15 protein-coding genes are annotated in these 24,175 nt (G+C 58.1%); 7 read left to right on the plus strand and 8 right to left on the minus strand.

From position 1 onward, the window contains the following. Positions 1-47: 47 nt before the first annotated feature. From PQR63_RS10400 to PQR63_RS10410, 3 genes are all read right to left on the minus strand, one after another. Positions 48-8,867, minus strand: a complete 8,820-nt coding sequence (locus tag PQR63_RS10400; RefSeq protein ID WP_408167795.1) for a glycoside hydrolase family 94 protein — start codon at positions 8,865-8,867, stop codon at positions 48-50. A gap of 529 nt (positions 8,868-9,396) precedes the next feature. Continuing rightward, a complete protein-coding gene (locus PQR63_RS10405) occupies positions 9,397-10,332 on the minus strand; it encodes an exopolyphosphatase (RefSeq protein WP_408167796.1) in 936 nt (311 codons plus the stop codon). Positions 10,333-10,698: 366 nt separating this feature from the next. Continuing rightward, positions 10,699-11,115 (minus strand): winged helix-turn-helix transcriptional regulator, encoded by a 417-nt coding sequence (locus PQR63_RS10410; RefSeq protein WP_408167797.1) that lies wholly within the window; start codon positions 11,113-11,115, stop codon positions 10,699-10,701. Between the two features lie 110 nt (positions 11,116-11,225). On the opposite strand from PQR63_RS10410, the gene PQR63_RS10415 reads away from it, so the two are divergent. Then, positions 11,226-12,077 carry an SDR family oxidoreductase gene (locus PQR63_RS10415; protein WP_408167798.1) on the plus strand — a complete coding sequence of 284 codons (852 nt, stop codon included), beginning with the start codon at positions 11,226-11,228 and terminating at the stop codon, positions 12,075-12,077. Between the two features lie 68 nt (positions 12,078-12,145). Here the strand turns inward: PQR63_RS10415 and PQR63_RS10420 are convergent, their stop codons facing one another. From PQR63_RS10420 to PQR63_RS10435, 4 genes are all read right to left on the minus strand, one after another. Continuing rightward, complete coding sequence (locus PQR63_RS10420; protein WP_408167799.1) at positions 12,146-13,459, minus strand: NAD(P)/FAD-dependent oxidoreductase; 1,314 nt, start codon at positions 13,457-13,459, stop codon at positions 12,146-12,148. Then, complete coding sequence (locus tag PQR63_RS10425; RefSeq protein WP_408167800.1) at positions 13,456-14,229, minus strand: amino acid ABC transporter ATP-binding protein; 774 nt, start codon at positions 14,227-14,229, stop codon at positions 13,456-13,458. The genes PQR63_RS10420 and PQR63_RS10425 overlap by 4 nt, the downstream gene beginning before the upstream one ends. Next, positions 14,226-14,882, minus strand: coding sequence for an amino acid ABC transporter permease (locus PQR63_RS10430; protein WP_408167801.1), 657 nt, complete (start codon positions 14,880-14,882; stop codon positions 14,226-14,228). Before PQR63_RS10430 ends, PQR63_RS10425 begins: the two co-directional genes overlap by 4 nt. A gap of 96 nt (positions 14,883-14,978) precedes the next feature. Continuing rightward, positions 14,979-15,758, minus strand: coding sequence for an ABC transporter substrate-binding protein (locus tag PQR63_RS10435; protein WP_408167802.1), 780 nt, complete (start codon positions 15,756-15,758; stop codon positions 14,979-14,981). Between the two features lie 201 nt (positions 15,759-15,959). Here PQR63_RS10435 and PQR63_RS10440 point away from each other — a divergent pair, with 201 nt between their 5' ends. Further along, positions 15,960-16,763, plus strand: coding sequence for an IclR family transcriptional regulator (locus PQR63_RS10440; protein WP_408167803.1), 804 nt, complete (start codon positions 15,960-15,962; stop codon positions 16,761-16,763). A gap of 111 nt (positions 16,764-16,874) precedes the next feature. Here PQR63_RS10440 and mgrA read toward each other — a convergent pair whose 3' ends face one another. Further along, positions 16,875-17,912 (minus strand): L-glyceraldehyde 3-phosphate reductase, encoded by a 1,038-nt coding sequence (gene mgrA / locus PQR63_RS10445; RefSeq protein WP_408167804.1) that lies wholly within the window; start codon positions 17,910-17,912, stop codon positions 16,875-16,877. Positions 17,913-18,408: 496 nt separating this feature from the next. Between mgrA and PQR63_RS10450 the strand changes: the two genes are divergently transcribed. From PQR63_RS10450 to PQR63_RS10470, 5 genes are all read left to right on the plus strand, one after another. Then, positions 18,409-18,717, plus strand: coding sequence for a hypothetical protein (locus PQR63_RS10450; RefSeq protein ID WP_408167805.1), 309 nt, complete (start codon positions 18,409-18,411; stop codon positions 18,715-18,717). A 302-nt stretch (positions 18,718-19,019) separates the two neighbouring features. Beyond that, positions 19,020-19,490 (plus strand): (2Fe-2S)-binding protein, encoded by a 471-nt coding sequence (locus tag PQR63_RS10455; RefSeq protein ID WP_408167806.1) that lies wholly within the window; start codon positions 19,020-19,022, stop codon positions 19,488-19,490. Beyond that, positions 19,487-21,742 (plus strand): xanthine dehydrogenase family protein molybdopterin-binding subunit, encoded by a 2,256-nt coding sequence (locus PQR63_RS10460; protein WP_408167807.1) that lies wholly within the window; start codon positions 19,487-19,489, stop codon positions 21,740-21,742. Before PQR63_RS10455 ends, PQR63_RS10460 begins: the two co-directional genes overlap by 4 nt. Positions 21,743-21,826: 84 nt before the next feature. Further along, positions 21,827-22,246 carry a CHRD domain-containing protein gene (locus PQR63_RS10465; protein ID WP_408167808.1) on the plus strand — a complete coding sequence of 140 codons (420 nt, stop codon included), beginning with the start codon at positions 21,827-21,829 and terminating at the stop codon, positions 22,244-22,246. 640 nt (positions 22,247-22,886) lie between these two features. Beyond that, positions 22,887-24,170: an MFS transporter gene (locus PQR63_RS10470; protein ID WP_408168082.1), complete on the plus strand. Its 1,284-nt coding sequence runs from the start codon at positions 22,887-22,889 to the stop codon at positions 24,168-24,170. Positions 24,171-24,175 lie beyond the last annotated feature (5 nt).

A 24,175-nucleotide genomic window follows, 5' to 3' on the forward strand; every position in this document is an offset into this window, starting at 1 on the left:
ATCGGGAGCCTTTTTTGTCTATGTCTGACATAAACGATACGACCCCGTCAGCGAGACAGCATGACGTCGATCTGATGCTCCTCGTGATCGTCTACCAGCGTCACAAACGTCTCAGGCACGTCAATGCCGTCGAGCCTGAATCGGCCTGCAGTCCCTGGTTCGTTGTCTGTCTCCGTCCTTGCTGTGTTTTCCATCACCTGCCCGAGTGTGATGGCTATCCGATAACGGGTTTCACCGTAGCGATAGTCGATGCCATAGCCGTTCCATTCGGGAGGGATGCACGCGTCGATGGTCAGTTTGTTGTCTTCGATGTGCAAGCCCAGCAAGGATTCGACGAGCAGGCGGTACATCCAGCCGGCTGAGCCGGTGTACCACGTCCAGCCGCCACGACCGGTATGCGGTGTCACGGCGTAGACGTCTGCTGCGATCACGTAAGGTTCTACCTTGTAGTTGGCGATTTCCTCAGCGTTGCGGGTGTGATTGATGGGGTTGATCATGCGCACCAATTGCCATGCAGACTGGTGATCGCCCATACGCGCAAATGCCATGATTGTCCAGATCGCTGCGTGCGTATATTGCCCCCCGTTTTCGCGTACGCCGGGAACATAACCGCGGATGTAGCCGGGGTTTTGATCGGAGTGGTCGAATGGCGGATCGAGCAGTTGAATCAACTTGTCCTCATCGCGCACCAGGCGTTGCCGCACCGACTGCATTGCCTGCTGTACGCGACCAGAATCGCCGGCGCCCGACAGTACCGCCCAGCTTTGTGAAATGGAGTCGATCTGGCATTCAACGTTGGCGGCAGAGCCGAGCGGACTGCCATCATCGAAGTAGGCGCGCAGATACCAGTTGCCGTCCCAGCCGTTTTGTTCGATGTGCTTTTGCAAGGTCTGCGCATGTTCACGGCAACCAGCGGCAAATTCCTGATCCTGATGCAGCGTTGCGACATCGGCGAAGCGCATCATGACTTCGTAGAAGAAGAAGCTGAGCCAGACGCTTTCTCCCTTGCCATGCTCGCCGACCTTGTCCATGCCATCGTTCCAGTCGCATGAGCCTATCAGAGACAAGCCATGCTGGCCGAACTGCAGTCCGTGCCGGATTGCGCGCACGCAATGCTGATAGAGGCTTGCGCTCTCGGCCGAGCGTTGGGGAAGGTCGTAGTAAGAATCTTCTTCCGGACCGACAGCACGGCCCTGGAGGAAGCTTACTGTCTCGCTCAGCACAGAGACATCACCGGTGATCGTGACATAGCGATGTACCGCCAGCGGCAGCCACAGGTAGTCGTCCGAGCAATGCGTGCGTACGCCGCGATCGGTGGGCGGATGCCACCAATGCTGGACGTCGCCTTCGACGAACTGATGCGCAGCACACAGCAGCAAGTGGTTGCGTACCAGTGCAGGTTCGCTATAGACCAGCGCCATGCTGTCCTGCAACTGATCACGGAAGCCAAACGCGCCGCCCGATTGATAGTAGCCGCTGCGTGCCCACATGCGGCAAGCCAGCGTCTGGTAGAGCAGCCAGCCATTGGCCAGTACGTCCAGTGCAGGCTCCGGCGTGTTGACCTGAATCGTGCCCAGCGTGTGCTGCCAGTAGTCCTTGACCGATTGCAATGCTGTGCGCGCAGTGGCAGCGCCGCGATGGGCAAGGATCAGTGCGCTGGTATCGGCATGGCGGGTATCGCAGAGGCCCAGCATGAACACCAGTTCGCGCTCTTGCCCGGGAGCCAGGTCAAACACCGTCTGTATCGCGGCGCAGGGATCGAAGCCGGCACCGATCTTGCCGGACAAGCGTTGCCGTTCCATCGCGACAGGATTTTGCAGAGAACGATTGCGTCCGATGAACTCATTGCGATCGCAAGTGACCGTCTTTGTTGTGGCGTCCAGGTCGAAGAAGGCGACGCGTTGCGGGAACTCGGTGTTGTAGTGATTGCTTGCCAATAGCGCGCCAGTGGTGGTGTCGGCTTCACTGTTCACATGCATCGCGGTCTTGGCGCGCAAGTCGCCCAGCACCCATTCGACATAGCCGGTGGCAGACAACTGGCGTTGCATCCGGGAGTCGTTGCGTACACGCAGCACCATGTATTTCACCGGCGCATCGAGTGCAACAAACATGGTCAGCACGGAAAAAATGCCTGCTTCGCTATGCTCGAACACGCTGTAGCCGAAGCCGTGGCGTGTCAGATAATCGCCGCTGCCGCGTCGCGGCAATGGTGTCGGCGACCAGCTTGCACCGCTATGTTCATCACGCAGATAGAAAGCTTCGCCACCGCCGTCACTGACGGGATCGTTGGCCCACGGGGTCAGGCGGAATTCGTGTGCGTTCTCGGCCCAGCTATAGGCCTGGCCGCTTTCCGACACCACGCTGCCGAACTGTGCGTTGGCGATGACGTTGCTCCACGGCGCCGGCGTATAGCGATCTTCGCCGGTGGTGATCAGATATTCCCGCCCATCGGCACTGAAGCCGCCCGTGCCGTTCTCCAGCAATAGCAGCGGTGGAGTGGCAATCTGTGCCGACGGCAAAGCAATGTCGACATCCGATACCGGGCCTGTCTTGGGCGACAGCAGCGGCATTTTTACTTCCGGGGCATCGCGGCGAGCGACTTGTTCGGCCAGCGTGCCGCTGGTGTCTTTCAGAATCACGCGTGCGACCGACTGGAACAGGATGCGGTCTTCGTCGGAGATCTGATCCAGCAGGCGCACAAAGATGCCACCCGGGCGGTCGATCGTATGCGCGCCGGTGACGGAAGAGATCAGATTCAGAATCTGTTCTTGCAGTACTTGCCGATAGCCGGCGTGATCTTCGTTCCAGATGACCAGATCGACGGCAAGTCCCTTGGATCGCCAGTAAGCATGGGCCTGTACCAATTGGCGCACCAGCTCGATGTTGACCATGTCGCGGATCTGTACCAGAACGATGGGCAGATCTCCCGATATTGCGTAGCTCCATAACGCCGACTGGCCGCGCCGGTTGCGCGCCAGAATGCTGGCTTCGGCGCGCAGCAAAGGATTGGCATAGACCACCGAGTTGGCCAGACGGCCGTAGAGCTGAGCGTCTGCCTCGCTGGCATTGAGTTGGCGCAGCACCACCTGATTGTGGGTCCATGCCAGTTCCATGACGCGGTCGGCCAGATGGCGATCCTGATATTTGCCGATCAGCTCTTCACAGATATCGCGGCTGGCAGCGACGCCGGTCACCATATCGATGGTGACGGATTGCTCCGTTTCAAGCGTGATGCGGCGACGGATCGACATGATCGGATCGAGTACCGAACCTGCGCTGTTCGACAATGGACCGACCTGGCCCATGACTTGCGGCGTGGCGGGCGTGTTGCCGCGACCGAGAAACTGCATGCGGTCGGTTTCGTAAGAGGCCGCGTCAGCCTCGGCGCCGTGCACCGCCATCAGATGGAACATCCACGGCACGTTTTCGTTGGCCGAACGCGGTCGGCGTGTGCACAGGATGGCGCCACGCTGCATGTCGATCTCGGTCTGGACGAACAGGTTGCTGAACGCCGGATGCATGGCGTCGGCAGCTGCCGGTGCGAGCACGACTTCCGCGTAGCTGGTGATTTCCAGTGTGCGCGTCGAGCGCGAACGATTGGTGATCTTGGTACGGCGCAGTTCAATGTCGTCTTCGGGCGAGACCACGATTTCGGTATGCATCTCGATATCACGGTCGTTGCGCCTGAACTCGGCACGGCCTTCGGAAAAAATGACCTCGTAATGCGTCGGCGTCGTCAGACTCGGTTGATAGGCCGTCGACCAGAATTCATCTTCCCGGATGTCGCGCACATAGCAGAAGCTGCCCCAGTGATCGCGCGTGGTGTCTTCGCGCCAGCGTGTGACGGCGATGTCGTTCCAGCGGCTATAACCACCGCCCGCACTGGTGATCATCACGTGATAGCGGCCGTTGGAGAGCAGTTGTACTTCCGGCGTGCGCGGATCGGGGCGACGCACCACACGGATCTGCTGATCCTGATCACCGGCGGCGATGCGCACGTCAGCCAGTTCTGATGCGCTGGAATAATTGGCGCCGGCCTTGGGAACGCGCTCATGCAGCAGCGACATGGTGGCCTGAAACAAGGGATAGGATTCGAAGCGGCGTTGCATCGGCCGATCCAGCAGCAGGTAAGCCAAGGCTAAAAAGCCCATGCCCTGATGATGCGCCATGAACGAGCGGATCACGGCGTTGCTTTGACCACGCGGCAGGCGCGACGGTGTGTAGTCGATCGCTTCGTACATGCCGAACACGCCTTCGAATCCGGCGGTACTCATCTCCTGCAAGTTATTGCAAGCTTGCTCCGGCGCCACCATCAGCGCCATCATTGAGGCGTAGGGGGCAATCACCAGATCATCGCCCAGGCCACGCTTGAAGCCCAGGCCCGGCACGCCGAAGGTTCGGTATTGATAATTCAGACTGGCGTCGAAGCTGTGATAACCCGACTCGGACATGCCCCAGAATACGCCGCGCTGCGCACCGTAGCTGATCTGCCTTTCGACAACCGAACGATAGGTTTGATCGAGCAAAGTACCGGTGAACGTCGGCATGACCAGCAAGGGCATGAGGTATTCAAACATCGAACCGCTCCACGACAGCAGAATAGGTTCGCCGCCGGCGATGGTGAGTCGTCGGCCCAGCGCAAACCAACTGTCTTGCGGCAGTTGCCCTTGCGCGATACCGACGAAGGTCGCCAGTCGCGCTTCCGATGCCAGCAAGTCGTAGAAACCGGTGTCGCGCCGGCGATCAGTAACGTTGTAGCCAATTGCCAGAAGATGAGTCGCCGGGTCGTACAGAAAACGGTATTCCATGCGCGAGAATTCTGCTGCTTGCATCACCAGCATGTCGATTGCAGCAAGACGCGAGGCCGCCAGATCGCTGCCTTCTTTGAGCAAGCCTTGCAAGGCTGTCAGCGCGACCTTGTTTTCGTCGCTATCGCTGTCTGAAGTTTGCACAGGAAGAGACAACGTAGGCAGTTGGGCAATCTGGCGCAGCGTGAGCGCGCCATTGAGAACAGCCGCGAGCGATGGAAGATTGTCGCTGCAGCGTTTGAAGTGATTGGTGCGTAGCCACGGCGCCAGCGCATGCAGTTCTGCCAGCGCCTCGCGGCATTGACTGGAGATCGCGCGTTCCCATTGGCGGAGCTGACTCAGCCGTTGCAGATATTTGTCGGGTGGCGCGTTGGGTGTAATAGCTGAGGCGGCAGCGCCAGCAATCTGCGCGCTGTTTCCCTGATTCAGGCCACGTGAAAAATCGGCCAGGTGGCGAAGCAGGCCGTCGAGTACTGTGCAAGCATCACTCATTGATGAGGGGGGTGTTGCGCATGCCGCCAGCAATTCGCGCCCGAATAGCGGCGACAGTTGTTGCGCCTCAGGGAGCGGCAAGTTATGCGACAGCTCGTCGAGAATCACATAGGCTGAGCGGAGTCCGGGAAACAGATTCGGATGCAGCACCGGCGCATCGGCCAATGCCTGCAACCCCGGCAGCAAGGTGAGCAAATGACCGGCAAGGTTGCCGCTGTCGACGGTTGAGACATAGGCCGGCGGCAGTGGGTGGAGATATTGCGTGTCGTACCAGTTGTAGAAATGACCCTGATACCGCTCCAGCGCGGACATGGTCTGAAAGGTGTTGCGGGTGCGTTCCAATAGTTGGCCGCCGGGGATGTAGCCAAAATCATACGCCGTCAGATTGGCCAACAGCGACAGTCCGATATTGGTCGGGGAAGTGCGTCGCGCCAGCACTTCCACAGGATGCTCCTGCATGTTGTCGGGAGGCAGCCAGTTATCGGCCGGGCCGACATAGGTCTCAAAGAAGAGCCAGGTCTTGCGCGCCAGCGAATTCAGATAAGTCTGCTGGGTATCGCTCAGATGCGGTGCGCGCTGCGTGATCGGCTGGCTGATGCGGAACACGATAACCGGTGCGAGCCACCACAGAATCAGGATTGGTGCGGCAGCAGCCAGCGCGACGGGGTGACGCAAATCGAGATACAGCGCCACGGCCAGCGCCAGCAGCGGTGACTGCCACATCGCCGCGTAGTAAGAACGCAGCCGATTACCGGCGCGTGCATTGACCTCGCTGGAGCTGTTCCACTCCAGCAGGCGTTTGCCTGAGATGTGCAGACGCCATTGCGTACGCAGGATGGCATCCAGGTGGTACCAGCTCTCATAAGGCAGCAGGCTGATGGCCAGACCGGCGTGCACCAGCTGAGCGCCGAGCGCTGACAGCGATGCCGAGATGTGTTGCTGCAGGCGAATCTCGCCGGATTTTTTCAGCAGATTGAGCAACAGCGAGCACAAGGCAGGCGTCAGCGATACAACCAGTACCAGACCCGTCCAGAGCCATGCCTTAGGCAACAGAATCCAGCCACCCAGTGTCGCCAGTGTCAGCGCCGGCGCAACCAGGCTGCGGCGCAAATTGTCGAACAGCTTCCAGCGCGACAAGGCCGACAGAGGTGTCTTTTCGTAGTGAAGCTTTCCTTTTGCGTCGCGGTTCATTGGTACGCGTGGCCATAACCAGGCGGCAATCTGCCAGTCGCCGCGAATCCAGCGATGGCGTCGGCTGACGTCGGCACTGTAGCGTGACGGGTATTGCTCGTATAACTGCACGTCGCTGATCAGGCCTGCGCGCGCGTAACAGCCTTCCAGCAGGTCGTGACTGAGAATACGGTTTTCAGGCATGCGTTCCTGCAATACTTGTTCGAACGCGTCGACGTCGTAGATCCCCTTGCCGATGAACGAGCCTTCGCCGAACAGATCCTGATACACATCGGAGACGGTGCGGGTATATGGATCGATACCCGTCTCGCCGCCGTACAGCAACTCATAGCGAGAAGCCTGGGCGCTGGGGGAACTGACCGCGATGCGCGGCTGCAAAATGCCGTAGCCGTCGCTGATTTTTTTCTGCGCTGCGTCGTAGACGGGACGATTCAGTGGATGCGACATCGTTGCGACAAACTGGCGGGCCGCGTCGCGTGGCAGTTCGGTGTCGGTGTCGAGCGTGATGACGTAACGTGTGTTTACGAGGCCGGTAGTGTCACCGACGACGGCGCTGAAAGCATCGTGGCTGCTCCCTCGCAGGAAGGCATTGAGATCTCCTAGTTTGCCGCGCTTGCGCTCGTAGGCCATCCACGTCGCTTGCGCCGGATTCCAGCGGCGTGGGCGATGCAGGAGCAAGAAGCTGTCGCCGCCCGCACGCGGATATTTGATATTGAGCTCGGCCATCAGCTGGGTAGAAAACGTCAGCAGGGGAGCATCTTCGGGCATGCTCTCGCTAGTGGCGTCGGCGAAATCGGTCAGCAGACAAAAGCGCAGATTGGCGTCTTGATTGGCGAGAAAGCGTACTTCCAGCGCATCGACCAGAGCCTCAGCGCCGGCGGTCGTGCTGAGCAAGGTCGGCACCACGACGAGGGTATGGCATTCAGGTGGAATGCCACCGGATAAGTCCATTCTAGGTAATAGTCGTGGCGGCGTCAGCATGGGTACCAGCCAGTTGACGACAGATTGCGCCAGCTGGCTGGCAGGCAGCGCGATTAACAATCCCAGCAAGGCTAGCCACAACGGATACCATTGATCTGCGCTGCCACGGTATTCATGATGCACTTCAGCCAGCACCCACCAGGTCGCCAATGCGGTGATCGTAAATATGGTGCCGAGGTACATCGTCATCGGGCGCGCCTTCGCCATTCGTGCCAATTTTGCGCGTAGTGGAACGTGCTGGGTCGCGACCGTCTGCAATGCTTCCAGACCCTGGCCGATAAGGTAATAACCAACGTGCGCGCGGCGATCGCCTCTGTCGATCTGCGTCGCTGCAGTCTGTGCCATCGCAATGGCCTCACGTGCGACTTCGGTCTCGGACAACGCGCCTTCGCGCGATATTTTTTCGACGACATGACGGTAGCGATCACGTGTCGCAAAGTCCATGCGTGCGTAGGTATCGCTGGGGTCTTCGCGCAAAATGTGGTCAACAGTGCTCATGGTCTCGACGAATTCGCGCCAGTCCATACTGGTCAGGAAGCGCAGCGAGCCGATGCTATTGCTGATGGAAACCTGGTCGGCGGCCTGATGCTGGCTTTCCTGCTGAACCAAGTGTTCGATGGTGGTGCCGGATGCGGCCAGGCGTTGGGCCAGCCACGTCAGCGGCAAGGTAAGTGTTGGGCTTTGACCTTGCAGGCGGCGCACCAGCTCGGCGACGAATGAACTCTCCATCGGTGGCGCGGAGCGCGCCATATCGGCCACCAGCAGGATCAGGTTGCTGGGATTCTTCTCGGCCACTTCGAGCATGTCGTCGGCCCAGAAATGTGCAAGGTTGCGATTGATGCGTGTCGCCGACAGGCGTGCCGCAACGCGTCGCAGATTTTCGATCAGTGCCAGCCGCAGCATGATGGGAATCGCCCACAGCTCGCCCAGATTGAGCGTTGTTGTCTGCTGATACGCCACCACGAAGCGGCTCAGGCTTTCCGGATCGACCCGGCCGTCGCCGTGCGAGATCGTTTCCAGCGCAATGTCGTAGACACGCGGACTGCCGGCAGAATGGCCGTGCAGCAGACGTGGCAATTCCTTGCTGTAATTTTTGGGGAGATGGCGTTTGGCGGTACGGATCTGTTCTTCGATCAGATAGAAATTGTCCAGCAGCCATTCCGCGGCAGGCGTGACCTGGCGCCCGGCCTTGATCGCTGCAGTCAGGCTGGTGCAGGCATCGATGATGGTGGCTTCATTGTCGGCCAGTCGTGCCAGCAACTTGTCGGGGCCGTAAACCGGATCAAGCTTGTGTGCATTGGCCAGTACCCGGCCATGCTGTTCCATTTGCTGGGCGCTGAACAGTTCGGCGCGCAGCGGGAGTTCTTCTTCGATTAGTGTCTGGTCTTGGTTCACGATTCACGTCTTTCATCCTGCGTGTACGAACGCCGACGCCTTCGGTCGCAATAGCGTCGAAGGTGCATTTCGTACAAGCGTATAAACGCCGCCGACTACGCCGTTGTGCGCAGAGAGCGGTCATGGGGGAAGTGCGGAAAGAGCTGAATCCAGGTTTGTGTGCTCCAAGTCACACGCAGGATGGCTGGGTTCGATGCAAGTTGAATCACCGTGAGAGCACCTGGGTAGGCGGGGCGATTCAGAGAGCGATTTGGTTGTCGCGTTGGTGTAACTGGCTAGCTTAGTTGATCAGCGTAACTTGTTACTGGTAATTGTCCTGAGTGTACGTGAATTCCGGTCATCCTGTCGGATTCGGCGGGAAGGGCGCAATATGGAGACCGATGCTGAATTTTGGCTGCTTATTTGTTTGCGCCAGTCCAGCTATTCCCCATTGCTGGAAGGTGCAACAAAAAAGCTCCACAAGGGAGCTTTCTTTTCGTACTGCCTGATGCCGATGCGTTCGCGTTTTCAATGCGAGCGCACGGGGCTTTTAACCATCCGCGTTAATGCGCGAAATCAGCACCTTCAACACTTCTTCCGCCTTGTCGTTCTCTACCTGGCAAGTACCCGCATTCTCATGTCCACCGCCACCGTATTCCAGCATCAGCGCGCCGATGTTGGTCTTCGACGTACGGTTGAGGATCGATTTGCCGGTGGCGAAGACGGTGTTCTGGTTCTTCAGACCCCACAGCACGTGGATGGAGATGTTCGTTTGCGGGAACAGGGCGTAGATGATGAAGCGGTTGCCGGCGAAGATGACTTCTTCGTTGCGCAGGTCCAGGACGACCAGGTTTTTGTGCACGGTAGCGCAGCGGCGGATTTGATCCTTGCACTTTTCTGCGTGCTCGAAGTACAGATCCTTGCGTTCCTTGACGTCGGGTGAAGCCATGATCTGATCGATGGTGTGCGTTTTGCACAGTTCGATCAGATCCATCATCAGGTTGTAGTTGGAGATGCGGAAGTCGCGGAAACGGCCGAGGCCGGTGCGGGCATCCATCAGGAAGTTGAGCAGATCCCAGCCTTCCGGATTGAGCACTTCCTGCTCGTTGAAGCGTGCGGCGTCGCCCTTGTCGACGGCGGCCATCATTTCGCCCCACGATGCGGGGAAAGCTTTTTCAGCGCCGTAGTAGTCGTACACCACGCGCGCGGCCGATGGCGCGTCGGGATGGATCACGTGATTCTTGCGCTCACCGGTATTGCGGATGGTTTCCGACAGATGGTGATCGAAGGCGATATGCACGCCCGGTACGAACGGCAGGTTGGTGGTGATGTCGTTGTCGCTGATGGCGATTTTTCCGTCCTGCATGTCTTTTGGATGCACGAACAGGATTTCGTCGATCATGTTCAGGTGCTTCAACAGCACCGCGCACACCAATCCATCAAAATCGCTACGCGTCACCAGACGATATTTTTTTGTTTCCGACATGAGTGTTTCCCCCTCGTTGATTGAAAATTTTGCCTGGCATTTGCCACCACGACGCAATGGCTAATAATACAACTCAAAATTATGCATGGACAGCAATTGTTGCTATTTGAAGCCTATCTCACATAGCCATGGAACAAGCTTCTGTTTTGATGTGCAGGAGGAGGCAAGCGCTGCGCAGGCCTTTGATTTTGATGTCGCGGAATGGACCCAATTTGTCTTTTTTCCACAAATTTGACAATGTTCTGAAGGCAATACTCTTTCGCAGAGATTTATTTCATCTACGACGTTGTTACTGAAATAAAAAACCGCACCAGGCGAGACGCCGATGCGGTTTCTTGTTATGTGCAGAACTGGCGTGTGCTTGCCCTAAGTCCTTTGTATCTCTTCCCGTATTTCCATAATCCGCGGCAAGCTTGATTCTATCCAATCCGTCAGCGCTTCCACGCGTTGCGCCGCTTCCAGTCCCAGTGGCGACAAGGTGTAGTCCACATGGGGCGGCACTACATCATAGGACTTGCGGATCACCAGGCCGTCTCCTTCGAGATCTTGCAGGGTCTGCGCGAGCATTTTTTCGCTGATGCCGCCGATTTTGCGGCGCAGGTCGCTGAAACGATGCGTGCCGGCCAGCAACGCCACCAGGATCAGCACGCCCCAGCGGCTGGTGATGTGCTTGAGGACGCCGCGCGACGGGCAATCGCCGGAAAACAGCTCGCCGCGGCGCAGCCGTTCTTTGAGCGAAACGTGGTCGTCAAGCGCGCCTGGAAGGGGATCTCGTGTATTCATGCGATTATTTTACACTAACCTTTTTGTGTGTACTTACTAAAAGTTAGTACATCCGGTAATCTGCGATTTCTTTCCCCGTAATCTCCATTTTTATTGAATAGGAAATCGTCATGATCGTCGTTACCGGAGCTGCCGGCCAACTGGGCCGTCTCGTCATCGCAGCATTGTTGAAAACCGTCTCCGCTGGCCAGATCGTCGCCGCCGTGCGCAGCCCTGAAAAAGCCGGCGATGTCGCGGCCTTGGGTGTACAGGTGCGCCGCGCCGACTATACCGACGCTGCCAGCCTTGATGCGGCGTTTCAAGGTGCCACTAAGGTCTTGCTGATCTCGTCGAATGAAATCGGCGCGCGTCTCGCTCAGCATCGTGCCGTTATCGATGCCGCCAAGCGCGCCAAGGTGCAATTGCTGGCCTACACCAGCGTCCTGCGCGCGGACACCTCGTCACTGGGACTGGCTGCCGAGCATTGGGAGACCGAGCAAGCCATCAAAGACAGCGGCGTGCCTGCGGCCATCTTGCGCAACGGCTGGTATACCGAGAACTACACCGTCGGCGTGCCGGGTGCGGTAGCGCAAGGCGCCATCTACGGCAGTGCCGGTGAAGGCCGCATCTCGTCTGCAGCGCGCAACGATTATGCCGAGGCTGCTGCAGTAGTGCTGGCAGGTGAAGGGCATGCCGGCAAGATTTATGAGTTGGCCGGCGACAGCGCTTACACGCTGGCCGAACTGGCTGCGGAAGTATCCCGTCAGTCCGGCAAGTCGGTGGAATATCGCAATATCCCGGAAGCGGATTACAAGGCTGCACTGGTTGGTTTCGGCTTGCCGGAAGTTGTTGCAGCTCTGTTATCCAATTCGGATACGGCGGCCTCCAAGGGCGCGTTGTTTGACGAAGGACGACAACTCTCGGCCTTGATTGGTCGTCCGACGACGGCGTGGACGGCATCGGTTACGGCGGCGTTGAAATAAGCTGAATATATCGGCCAAAGCGAACCGGCAAGCATTGCGCTTGCCGGTGTTGACGAAGAGTCGTTCGCTTACGACAGCTTGTCGAGAATGCTGTAGTAGGCCACGCCGGCAGCGATATAAAAACGCTGAAGTCCATGAAAAGGAATCGGCTGTATCGTGCTGATCGGAAACGGGAAACTTGCTGATGCAGTACCGTCGCCTGTGAGGCGTTGCGCCAGGCAGCGCCCCATGGTGCTGGCCATGGCAATACCACGGCCGTTGTAGCCGAGGGCGATCGTTAGCCCGGCGGCCGGTTCGTGGACATGCGGCAGGAAGTCGCGCGTGATCGCCACGCGGCCAGCCCAGCGATATTCATATTCAACGTCCGCCAGTTGCGGAAACAGCAGCGCCAGCGAACGCTCCAGATGCGCAAAGTCCTGCGGTCCTTGCGGATCAGGAAAGGGCCCCCGCCCGCCCATGAGTAAACGGCCCTCGGCATCGCGGCGGTAGTACAGCAATAGCCGCCGTGAATCGGACACCACTTCCTTGTTTCCCAGAATACTGTCGCCCAAGGCTGCAGGTAGCGGACGTGTCGCGACGATGAAGCTGTTGGCGGCAATCACGGATTGCTTCAATTGCGGCCACAGCGAACCGGTGTAGCCATTGGTGGCGATGATGACGCGCTCGGCGGTGATGATGGCGCCTTGCTCGGTATGCAGCAGCCAGCGTTGTCCCTGGCGCTCCAGTTTGATGACAGGTGTACGGCCATGAATAGTTGCACCTTGTGCCAATGCCGCACGTGCCAGCCCGCGGCAATATTTCAGCGGATGGATACTGCCTGCGCGGCGATCAACCCAGGCGCCGACATATGCAGAGGTGCCGATGCGGCGCGCGACCGCGTCACGATCCAGCAACTCAATCGGTGCACCGCGTTCGGCCCATTGCGCCGCACGTTTTTCCAGCGTGGGCATGACGGCTGCTGAATGCGCCGGCTGGATCCAGCCGTTGCGCACGGCATCGCAGTCAATGTTGTGACGTGCGATCAGGTCGAACACGGTATCGGCGGCTTTGCCTATGGTGTCGATCAGGCCTTCCGCTTTGGCGGAGCCGAACATCACGCGCAACTGATCGGGGTCGTATTTGAGTCCGGGAATCACCTGGCCGCCGTTACGCCCGGAAGCACCCCAGCCGGGCTCGCTGGCTTCCAGCACGCAAACCTTCACGCCGGCTTCAGACAGATGCAATGCGGCGGACAAACCGGTGTAGCCGCCGCCGATGATGGCGACGTCGACGGTTTTTGATTCGGTGCAGGGCGGTGTTGGTGCGGCTTCCGTTGCGGTGGCAGCCCAGAGTGAAGGCGGCAGCGCCGCGCCAGCCAGAGATTGATGCAAGGATTTGCTCATGGTGTCACCACCATTCCCTGATGACCGCCTTGTTCTCCTACTTGCGGCGCCAGAATGCGACGCAGAAAATCCTTGGTGCGTGCGTGTTGAGGTGCGCCAAGTACATCCTTGGCCGGACCTTCTTCGACGATGGTGCCACTATGCAAAAAGCAGACACGGTCGGCCACTTCTTTGGCGAAACCCATCTCATGCGTGACCACGATCATGGTCATGCCGTCGGCTGCCAGCGTGCGCATGACGGCCAGTACTTCGCCGACCAGTTCGGGATCGAGCGCAGAAGTCGGCTCATCAAACAGGATCGCCTGCGGCTGCATCGCCAGTGCACGGGCAATCGCCACGCGCTGTTGCTGGCCGCCGGACAACTGGCTGGGGTAAGAATCGGCGCGTTGCGCCAGGCCGACTTTTTCCAGCAGCGCCATGGCGGATTTTTTCGCGACGTCCGGTGCGATCCTGTTGACAAAGATCGGGCCTTCGACCACGTTCTCCAGCACGGTGCGATGCGGGAAAAGATTAAAGCGCTGGAACACCATGCCGACTCGTGTGCGCAGTTGATGGATGGATGGGGACATGCTGTCGACACGTTGTCCGTTGATGAGAATCTCGCCGGCTTCGTAAGTTTCCAGTCCGTTGATGCAGCGGAGCACCGTGGACTTGCCCGAACCGGACGGGCCGATCAGGCAGACGACTTCACCTTGTGCAACTTGCAGCGACACGCCTTTCAATACTTCATGCTTGCCGAAACATTTATGAATCTGCTTGACCTCGATCATTTGGCTTTTCCTTTGCCGGTAAGGATTTCCAGACGTCGGATGATGTACACCAGCGGCAGGCTCAGCAGCAGATACAAGATCGCGACCATGGTGTAGACCGTCATGTTCTGGAAGGTGGAGGAAGCGATCATCTGCCCGGCGCGTGTCATTTCCAGCACGGTGATTGTCGACACCAGCGATGAATCCTTGAGCATCATCACCAGTGTATTGCCGTAGGGTGGCAGGGCGATGCGAAACGCCTGCGGCAACACCACGCGGCGCATGATCATGGGATTTTTCATGCCGATCGATTGTGCCGCCTCAATCTGACCGACGTCGACGGCTTCGATGCCGGCACGGAAGTTTTCCGCCTGATAGGCGGAGTAGGCAATCCCGAGTCCGATCACGCCGGCCTGGAAGGCGCTCAGCTGGATGCCGAATTCAGGCAGCACGAAATAGATGTAGAACAGCTGCACGATGATTGGCAGCCCGCGAATGATATTGATGATGGTCGCGGCGGTGATTGCCAGCGGCTTCCAGCGCGAGAGTTTCATCAGCGCAAAGGCGAGGCCGATCACCGAGCTCAGGATGAAAGCGTAAATCGTGACCTCGATGGTCACCCATGCGCCACGCAGCAGGATGGGCAGGAAATCGAGCATGTTCTGGATAAGCATGGCGTTTTCGCGGAGATAAAAACCGGCATTAAAGAAGGGAGGTTCCGCCGAAGACTGCGCGACCGTGTGGCCGGCAGTCTGGCGAAGAGAGGATGCTTAGTTGAGATTCCACTGCTGCACGATACGTGCAATCGTACCGTCAGCCTTCGCCGTTGCGATGGCCTTGTTCAGGCGTTCCAGCAATTGCGTCTCGCCCTTGCGCACCACCAGGCAGACGTCGCCCATCAGTGTCGATTGATATTCCTTGACCAGGCGTACTTGCGGATTGGCACCCTGCGACAGCTGATACGCCACGATAGGACGATCGCCGAAGCCGGCCTTGATGCGGCCCAGGCCGACGTCGCGCATCATGTCGGCGATGGAGTCATAGACGCGCACTTCCTTGAAGCCGCCTTTCTTGTTGAGCGCGTCAACAAACACGGTGCCAACCTGTGCGCCGACGATCTGATCCTTCAGATCATCCAGCGATTTGTAGACGTGCTTGTCTTCAGCGTTGACGAACAATCCCTCGCCATACGAATAGACCGGATCGCTGAAGTCCACGATCTGCGCGCGTGCTGCGGTTTTGAGCATGGCGGCGGCGATGATGTCGATCTTGTTGGAAGTCAGCGAAGGGATCAGCGCTGCAAAAGGCGTCTGTTGCACGTTGACGATGAAGCCGGCGTTCTTGCCGACGGCGGTCACGGTGTCGACCATCATGCCTTGCAACTTGTTGGTCTTGATATCGAGAAAAGTGAACGGCACACCGGTCGACGTTGCGCCGACGGTGTAAGAGCTTTGTGCGAGGACGGTAGATGGTGCAGAAAAGGCGGAGACGGCGGCAAACATGAGGGCGGCGTGGAGCAGATGTTTGCGGAGAGCGGTGAACGGTTTCATACATTTCCCTTTTGGTATGAGTCCGGCCGTGATCGGCGGGCGACCGGGTTTGACGGAATGAACATCAATAAACGCGACGAAAATAAGTATATTCGCATTTTAAATATCGTCAATAGATATTATTGTATCGATATTCGATACGATTTATAATGTGCCTACGTTGGTCATCCATCACCAAAAATAGCCATCAAGAGGTTTGCCATGAGCGAGACGGACATCAAAGAACCGCGTGAGGGTTCGGATCTGTTGTTCAACCAGTCCCTGGAGAAGGGGCTAGCGGTATTGCGTGCCTTCAGCGCACAGCGCCGCACGATGACGCTGGCTGAAGTGGCGGAGGCGACGTCCATCACCAAGAGTTCTGCCCAACGCATGATCTACACGCTCGAAGCGCTGGGGTATGTGCGCAAGCATTCGCAGACACGGCGTTATCAACTGACGCCCAAGGTCATGGAAGTGGGCTACAACTATCTCGCCGCCGATATCCTCGTCGACGTCGCTAATCCTTTCCTGTCCGAGCTGGCGAACATCACCGGCGAGACCGTCAATCTGACCGAGCCCTATGATCAGGAGATGGTCTATGTGGCGCGCTTCGTGAGCAGCAAATTCATTCCCATCCACATGCCCATCGGCAGCCGTATTCCCATGTATTGCACGGCCTCGGGTCGTTCGTATCTGAGCGCCTTGCCGCCTGATGAAGCGCGCGCCCAGTTGCAAGCCACCGAGCTGATCGTGCGCACGCAACATACGCGCACCGACATCAACGAGATCCTGCAAGTGCTGGAGACAATTCGTGAAAAGGGCTACGCCTGCAATGTGGAAGAACTCTTCCTCGGCGACATGACGATTGCCTCGCCCATCCTCAACAATCAAGGCATGCCGGTGGCGGCCGTGCACGTGGTAGCGCCGACCAGTCGCTGGACGCAGGAAGAAGCGGAGAAGCGTCTGGGGCCGCTTGTACTGGAGTGTGGACGTGCGATCAGCAATTCGATACGCACGCTGACCTGACTTCTTGCGATCGCAGAAAAAGAAAAACCGCCGCAGAAATTTCTTTCTGCGGCGGTTTTTGCTGTGCCGGCAAGAACGGCAAGACCAGGATATGCCGATCATTTTCAATGTTTATTTATGGCGTGACGACACTTCCCACAAATTGAGGTGACCGTCTTTTGCCTGCTCGTCGATCGCCGCCAGTTCTTGTGCGGTGAAGCTCAGCTTGTCCAGCGCCGCCACGTTTTCGCGGATCTGCTTGCTGCTGCTGGCGCCGATCAGTGTCGACGTCACGCGCGGATCACGCAGCACCCAGGCCAGCGCCATCTGTGCCAGCGTCTGGCCGCGCGCCTTGGCGATGTCATTGAGCACGCGCACGCGCGCCAGGTTTTCATCACTCAGATGATCGCCCTTGAGCGAGCCGCCGCCGGCACGGTTGACGCGCGCATCTTCCGGAATACCGTTGAGATACTTGTCGCTCAGCAGGCCTTGCGCCAGTGCGGTGAAGGTAATGCACCCCATGCCCTGGCGCTCCAGTTCATCGAGCAGGCCTTGCTCGATCCAGCGGTTGAACATGTTGTACGACGGTTGATGGATCAGGCAGGGGATTTTCCACTCCTTGAGCAACGCAGCGGCTTCCTTGGTCTTTTCCGGCGAGTACGACGACACGCCCACATACAGCGCCTTGCCTTGCTGCACAGCGGTCGCCAGCGCGCCCATGGTTTCTTCCAGTGGGGTGTCCGGATCAAAGCGGTGCGAATAGAAGATATCGACATAGTCGAGATTCATGCGCTTAAGGCTCTGGTCCAGGCTTGCCAGCACGTACTTGCGCGAGCCGCCGCCCTGGCCGTAAGGGCCGGGCCACATATCCCAGCCGGCCTTGGTCGAGATGATCAGCTCATCGCGATACGGCTGAAAATCCTGTTTGAACAGGTGGCCGAAGTTGGCTTCTGCGCTGCCGTACGGCGGGCCATAGTTGTTGGCCAGGTCGAAGTGGGTGATACCCAGGTCGAAAGCGGTGCGTAGCATTTCACGCTGGTTCGCCAGCGAACTGGTATCGCCGAAGTTGTGCCACATGCCCAGTGACAGTAGCGGCAATTTCAGGCCGCTGCGTCCGCAGTTGCGGTATTGCATGGTTTCGTAGCGGGTGCTTGAGGCCAGGTAGGTCATGGATGTCTCTCCTTGATTCTCGGAATAGTTGATGCACGCCAGCAGGCGAGGCCATGATCTTAGACCAATGCGGAAAAACGCGTCGTACTACACCATGCCGTGTAGCAACCTACAGATTCAGTTGTGATCATTCAGTTGCGATCAATCAAGCATGTGGTTGGCGTGAGTCTGCGATGCAGAGAGTCGAATTTGATTGCCGAAAAGCAAGGTAAAAACCATCACTTTCCTGACAAAAAACTGACTCCTTGCTGACGTGAAACCCTTTACTGGCGCGCTTCTTCAAGTCGTCTTGGTATGTTGTAAAGATTTGTTGCGAAGCGCTGAAAAATGCCGCTTAATATCGGCTGTCCGGGATAAGTTTTTTTGAAACATGAGACGCCCGGTCAAGCGTCTTGGGGGGATCCAAGCACAATAGCAAGTGAAGAGGGTGCGCAAGACATTGCGCACTTGCAGTGACGAGTTATAACAATGATTAACCACTCGGCTGGAGAAGTGCATGCAAAACCTTTTGATCGGGACAGGTGCGGGGCTGTTCGGCGCGGCGTTGATATGGCTGCGCTACGGCAAATCACCAAATTTTGAAAAACCAGTCTCCGACTTCCAGCGCAAGCTGAATTTCATCCACGATATCTGCGACGGCAATCTGAAAAAATCAAACGCGCTGCTCACGGAAAAAATGGAGCTCGACAAATCCTTGTCCTATGAACAGGCCGTCGATTTGGTCTATGCCGACATGCTGGAAATCACCAGCGAAGAACGTGCCGCCGTGCAGAAGTATGGCGAGCGTCGCAAGAAAAAGCGCTGATATATCTCCGGACATTTCGCCATCATTGAACGGCTGCTGATTCGCGTAATCACAGCCGTTTTTCATTGTTGGATCTCTATCTGCTTTGGCGCTTTTGGCCATGGCAGGTGTCGCTTTGACAGTTGCTCTCGGCAGTTCTACGTTCATGAAAATGGCGTGTGGACGGTCGCGGAGAGGATTCCGCCAGCATGCTAGAATCCATCGCGCTACAGGTGTGCAAGTGAAAATAAGTCCAACAACAGATTTGTCCTCAACGTTTCACAGATCGCTTCACAGACCGCTTCACAGACCCGGAGAGCGTCATGCCTACCATCTCTTTCATCGTCAACGGAACGCGCCGTTCCGTTGATGTCCGCGATCCTGAACAACCTCTGCTTTATGCGCTGCGCAACACCATTGGCCTGACCGGACCCAAGTTCGGTTGCGGTCTGGGGCAGTGTGGCGCATGTACGGTCTTGCTCGACAAGACGCCGCTGCGCAGTTGCATTACGCCCTTGTCGGCGGTTGCCGGCAAATCCATCACCACTATCGAAGGTCTCGGCACACCCGACAAGCCGCATCCGGTACAAGCGGCATTCATCGCCGAGCAGGCCGCCCAGTGCGGCTATTGCGCCAATGGCATGGTCATGACCAGCGCCGCCTTGCTGGCCTCCAATCCTAAACCGAGCGAAACCGAAATCAAAGACGCCTTGTCAGCGAATCTCTGCCGCTGCGGCACGCATGTGCGCATTGTGCGCGCGGTGATGCGTGCCTCCGGGAGGACACCGGCATGAACGCGCCATTCGATCTCCAAATGAGCCGGCGCCAACTGCTCAAGGCGGGCGGTGCGCTGGTGGTGACGCTGGCGCTGCCGCTGTCTGCGCGCGCAACCGAGCAGGTGTTACGCGACAAGCGCGGCAACGCGCAGCCCCACGCGTTGTTGGACAAGACGCTGGACGTCAGCGCTGTGGATGGTTTTATTGCCATTCATCAGGACGGTACGGTGACGCTGTTTTCCGGCAAGGTCGATCTGGGTCAGGGCTTGCGCATTGCGATTCGCCAGATGGCCGCGGAAGAGTTGGGCATCAGCGTCGACAAGATCGAGATGATCGAAGGCGATACCGCGCTCACACCCGATCAGGGCCCGACTGCCGGCAGCACCGGCATCATGCGTGGCGGCGTACAGATTCGCCAGGCTGCCGCGACGGCGCGCGAGGCGCTCATTACCATGGCGGCAGAGCGTTTGCAGAAACAACCATCCGAACTGATGGTGCAGGATGGCGTGGTGCGGCCCAAGAGCGGCGGTGGTGGTGGCGTGAGCTACGCCGAGCTGGTCGGTGGCAAGCGCTTCAACCTCAAGCTGGATGCCAAGGCGCCGCTGAACAATCCGACCGCTTATCGCGTCGTCGGCAAACCGCTGTTGCGTCCCGACGTGCCGGCCAAAGTAACCGGCACGCATACCTATGTTCATGACGTGAAGTTGCCGGGAATGCTGCATGGTCGTGTACTTCGTCCGGCGGGTGAGGGCGCGCAGATCATCTCGGTGGATGAATCGTCGGTGAAGAAATTTCCCGGCGTGAAGATTGTACGCATCGGCGACTTTCTTGCCGTTGCAGCGCCCGACGAATGGGATGCGATACAGGCTGCCGCTGCATTAAAGGTGGTCTGGAACGACACCGGCAAGCTGATGGGACATGACAAGGTCGAGCAATGGCTGCGTAGCGGTCCTTTCGACGGTGAAGAAACGCTGGTCAACAAAGGTAACGCCGCTGCCGCATTGCAGGCAGCATCCGGCAAGCTGAGCGCCAGTTATTACTGGCCGGCGCAAACGCACGGCTCCATCGGGCCGTCGTGCGCGGTGGCTGATGTTGGCGCCAAGCAAGCCACGATCTATACCGCCTCGCAGGGCACCCATCGCTATCGTCCCGCTTATGCACAAATGCTGGGTTTGCCGAATGAGGCCGTGCGGTTGGTCTACGTCGACGGCGCCGGTTGCTATGGCATGAATGGGCATGACGATGCTGCGGCCGATGCCGCGCTGATGTCAAAAGCGCTGGGCAAGCCGGTGCGGGTGCAGTGGTCGCGTCAGGACGAACACGGTTTCGATCCCAAAGGTCCGCCGCAGGCGCTGACGCTGGAAGCGGTGCTCGGCCCCGACAACACGATCGCGGCCTGGCGTACCGAGATGTGGTTGCCGCGCGCAACCGCGAGTCTACCGACAGTGCCCTTGCTGGCGCCGCAGACTGCAGGCATGCCGCAACCTAAGGGAATCTCGACCGGCCTGATTACGCAGAACGGCGATCCGCCGTACGAGGTTGCCAATGTTTCGGTCGGCGTGCACTGGCACGACAGCGCGCCTTTGCGTCCGGCCAACATCCGCGCGCCGGGCAAGATCGCCAACATCTTTGCCGTCGAGTGCATGACTGACGAACTCGCGGCCAAAGCTGGTATCGATCCGCTGGCGTTCCGTTTGCAATCGCTCAAGGATGCACGGGGTGCGGAAGTGATCAGACGCACGGCATCGCTGTTCGGTTGGGAAGCGCGTGCCGCCAGCGCCAGCGCGGGAAGTAAAACCAATCAACGCGGACGCGGCATCGCCTATTCGCACTACAAGCACAACGAGACCTACGTTGCCATGGCAATGGAAGTTGAAGTCAATCGTGCCAGTGGTGAGATCCGTGTGCTGCGCGTCGCGTGTGCGCATGATTGCGGACTGATCATCAATCCCGACGGCTTGCGCGCCCAGGTGGAAGGCAGCATCTTGCAGACCATCTCGCGCAGCTTGTTTGAAGAGATCCGCTTCGACACGCGCCGGGTGCAAAACGTCGATTGGGCAAGTTATCCCATCTTGACTTTCCCGGCGATGCCGGAGGTGCGCATCGACCTGATCGACCGGCCAACCATGCCGCCGCTGGGAGGCGGGGAGGCTGCTGCTTCTCCGGTGACGGCGGCCTTGGCGAATGCGGTCTGGGATGCGGTGGGTATTCGCTTGCGCACCGTGCCGTTCACGCCGGAACGCGTCAAAGCGGCGCTGGCAAGCGTCTGAATCGTTTGTGTTCTACACTGCGTTGGCGGTTTTCCAAGATGTAATGACTGAGATTCAACCGAGATAAAAACTAAGGAGAACATCATGATCAAGACACAAAATATCAAGGCAGCGTTGTTGACAGCGATGCTGTTGACCGGTGCATCGGCAATGGCGCAAACCGTCAGCGTCGAACTCAAGAGTAGCAATGAAGTGCCTGCCAATCCATCCACTGCCAGCGGCACCGGCAGCATCAGCGTGGCCGCCGACAAGACGGTGAGCGGCAGCATCACGACCACGGGCATCGAGGGCAAGATGGCGCATATCCATACCGGTGCCGCCGGCGCCAATGGTCCGGTGCTGGTTGGGTTGACCAAGAACGGCGATAACGGCTGGACCGTACCGGCAGGCGCCAAATTCACCGATGAGCAATACGCTGCTTATATGGCTGGCGGTCTGTACGTCAACGTGCATAGCGCAGTACATCCGGGTGGCGAGATTCGCGGTCAGTTGTTGCCGAAGTAAGTCGTCATCCATTCAGTTCGTTCAGAGGAGGAGGGCAGTTCGCCTTTCGTCTGAACAATCTGAATCGGGGAAAGCCGTCATCGTCAGGTGACGGCTTTTTTCATGGGCGAAGCCGTCGTTGTACGCCGATCGTTCCTTATAAATCATCAGACAACATCATTACTATCACGCTGTAAAAAGCCCGATTTTTGTGTGGCAGAAGGCCGTTTTTCACGTCCTGAAATTACAAAAGAAAGTGCGGTTTCACATACTTTCTTGTTGGCTTGTAATCCGCTATGGATAAGGCTTTGCGGGTTTTTTAATTTGTCCTCGATAATTCGTTTGCAAAATGAAATTGGCGTGTTTATACTCCGCTTCATGTTGTATGACGACTGATAACAAATCGGTCGCATGACAGTCCTTTAATAATAATTACTGCTGCTGCAAGCCTGTTGCGCGCCGCAAGACAATAAGCAGGAGACCGCCCTCGGCGCATCAGCCTTTGGCATCCGGATTATTCGTCTTCGTCTCCTCGCACGTCGGCCGAAGCGCGGTACCGGTCGGGAGATAGTCCGTGAGTATTGATCAAGTCGGCGCAAAGGTAGGCGCCTCCGTGCGCGCAGGCGCAAAAGCAAGCCATGTTCGTTATCTGATTCTGTTCATGCTGTTCGTGGTGACGACGGTCAACTACGCGGATCGCGCCACGCTGTCGATTGCCGGCACGTCGATGAAGTCCGAACTCGGCCTCGACCCGGTGATGATGGGTTACATCTTCTCGGCGTTCAGTTGGGCCTATGTGCTGGCACAACTGCCGGGCGGCTGGCTGCTTGACCGTTTCGGTTCCAAGAAGATTTATGCACTGAGCATTTTCCTGTGGTCCTTCTTCACACTGCTGCAGGGCGGCGTTACCTGGTTCGGGACGGCCGCAGCGGTGGTGCTGCTGTTCCTGTTGCGGTTCATGGTCGGTCTGGCGGAGGCGCCGTCGTTCCCGGCGAACGGCCGTATCGTGGCATCTTGGTTCCCAACGGCGGAACGCGGTACCGCGTCGGCGATCTTCAACTCGGCGCAGTATTTTGCTGCGGTGTTGTTCACCCCGCTGATGGGCTGGATCACGCATGTCTATGGCTGGCACCACGTGTTCACCGTCATGGGCGCATTCGGCATCTTGATGACCTTCATCTGGATCAAGGTCATTCACAGCCCCAAAGATCACCCAATGATCAACAAGGCCGAGCTGGAGCACATCGAGCAGGGCGGTGGTCTGGTGGATATGGATCAGGCCAAGCCGAAAGCGGCCGCCGGCACCGACGACGGCAAGGCCAAGTGGGGCTACATCAAGCAATTGCTGAGCAATCGCATGCTGCTGGGTGTGTACATCGGCCAGTACTGCATCAACACGATTACCTATTTCTTCCTGACCTGGTTCCCGGTGTACCTGGTGCAAGAGCGTGGCATGTCGATCCTGAAGGCGGGTTTCGTCGCGTCGATTCCCGCGGTGTGCGGTTTCATCGGCGGTGTCGTCGGCGGCCTGATTTCGGATCGTCTGATCAAGCGCGGCAACAGCGTCACCATGTCCCGCAAGATTCCTATTGTCGGCGGCATGCTGCTGTCGACCACGATGATCCTGTGCAACTACGTCGATGCGCAATGGCTGGTGGTCGGCATCATGGCCGTGGCTTTCTTCGGCAAGGGCGTCGGCGCACTCGGCTGGGCTGTTGTGGCGGATACCGCACCGAAGGAAATCGTTGGTTTGTCGGGCGGTCTGTTCAACACCTTCGGCAATATCGCCGGCATCACGACACCGATCGTGATCGGCTATATCCTGAAAGAAACCGGTTCGTTCTCGGGTGCACTGGTGTTCGTCGGCGCCAATGCGCTGGTGACCGTGATCAGCTATCTGGTCATCGTCAAGGAAATCAAGCGTGTTGAACTGAAGCCGCTTTGATCTTG

It is taken from the genome of Herbaspirillum rhizosphaerae, assembly GCF_046025915.1.
Lineage (GTDB): Bacteria > Pseudomonadota > Gammaproteobacteria > Burkholderiales > Burkholderiaceae_D > Herbaspirillum > Herbaspirillum rhizosphaerae_A.

Excerpts from the sequence above, each read along its gene's own strand:
- PQR63_RS10405 (WP_408167796.1), bottom strand. The coding sequence starts at position 10,332 with ATGTCGGAAACAAAAAAATATCGTCTGGTGACGCGTAGCGATTTTGAT.
- PQR63_RS10410 (WP_408167797.1), bottom strand. The coding sequence starts at position 11,115 with ATGAATACACGAGATCCCCTTCCAGGCGCGCTTGACGACCACGTTTCG.
- PQR63_RS10415 (WP_408167798.1), top strand. The coding sequence starts at position 11,226 with ATGATCGTCGTTACCGGAGCTGCCGGCCAACTGGGCCGTCTCGTCATC.
- PQR63_RS10420 (WP_408167799.1), bottom strand. The coding sequence starts at position 13,459 with ATGAGCAAATCCTTGCATCAATCTCTGGCTGGCGCGGCGCTGCCGCCT.
- PQR63_RS10425 (WP_408167800.1), bottom strand. The coding sequence starts at position 14,229 with ATGATCGAGGTCAAGCAGATTCATAAATGTTTCGGCAAGCATGAAGTA.
- PQR63_RS10430 (WP_408167801.1), bottom strand. The coding sequence starts at position 14,882 with ATGCTTATCCAGAACATGCTCGATTTCCTGCCCATCCTGCTGCGTGGC.
- PQR63_RS10435 (WP_408167802.1), bottom strand. The coding sequence starts at position 15,758 with ATGAAACCGTTCACCGCTCTCCGCAAACATCTGCTCCACGCCGCCCTC.
- PQR63_RS10440 (WP_408167803.1), top strand. The coding sequence starts at position 15,960 with ATGAGCGAGACGGACATCAAAGAACCGCGTGAGGGTTCGGATCTGTTG.
- mgrA (WP_408167804.1), bottom strand. The coding sequence starts at position 17,912 with ATGACCTACCTGGCCTCAAGCACCCGCTACGAAACCATGCAATACCGC.
- PQR63_RS10450 (WP_408167805.1), top strand. The coding sequence starts at position 18,409 with ATGCAAAACCTTTTGATCGGGACAGGTGCGGGGCTGTTCGGCGCGGCG.
- PQR63_RS10455 (WP_408167806.1), top strand. The coding sequence starts at position 19,020 with ATGCCTACCATCTCTTTCATCGTCAACGGAACGCGCCGTTCCGTTGAT.
- PQR63_RS10460 (WP_408167807.1), top strand. The coding sequence starts at position 19,487 with ATGAACGCGCCATTCGATCTCCAAATGAGCCGGCGCCAACTGCTCAAG.
- PQR63_RS10465 (WP_408167808.1), top strand. The coding sequence starts at position 21,827 with ATGATCAAGACACAAAATATCAAGGCAGCGTTGTTGACAGCGATGCTG.
- PQR63_RS10470 (WP_408168082.1), top strand. The coding sequence starts at position 22,887 with ATGCTGTTCGTGGTGACGACGGTCAACTACGCGGATCGCGCCACGCTG.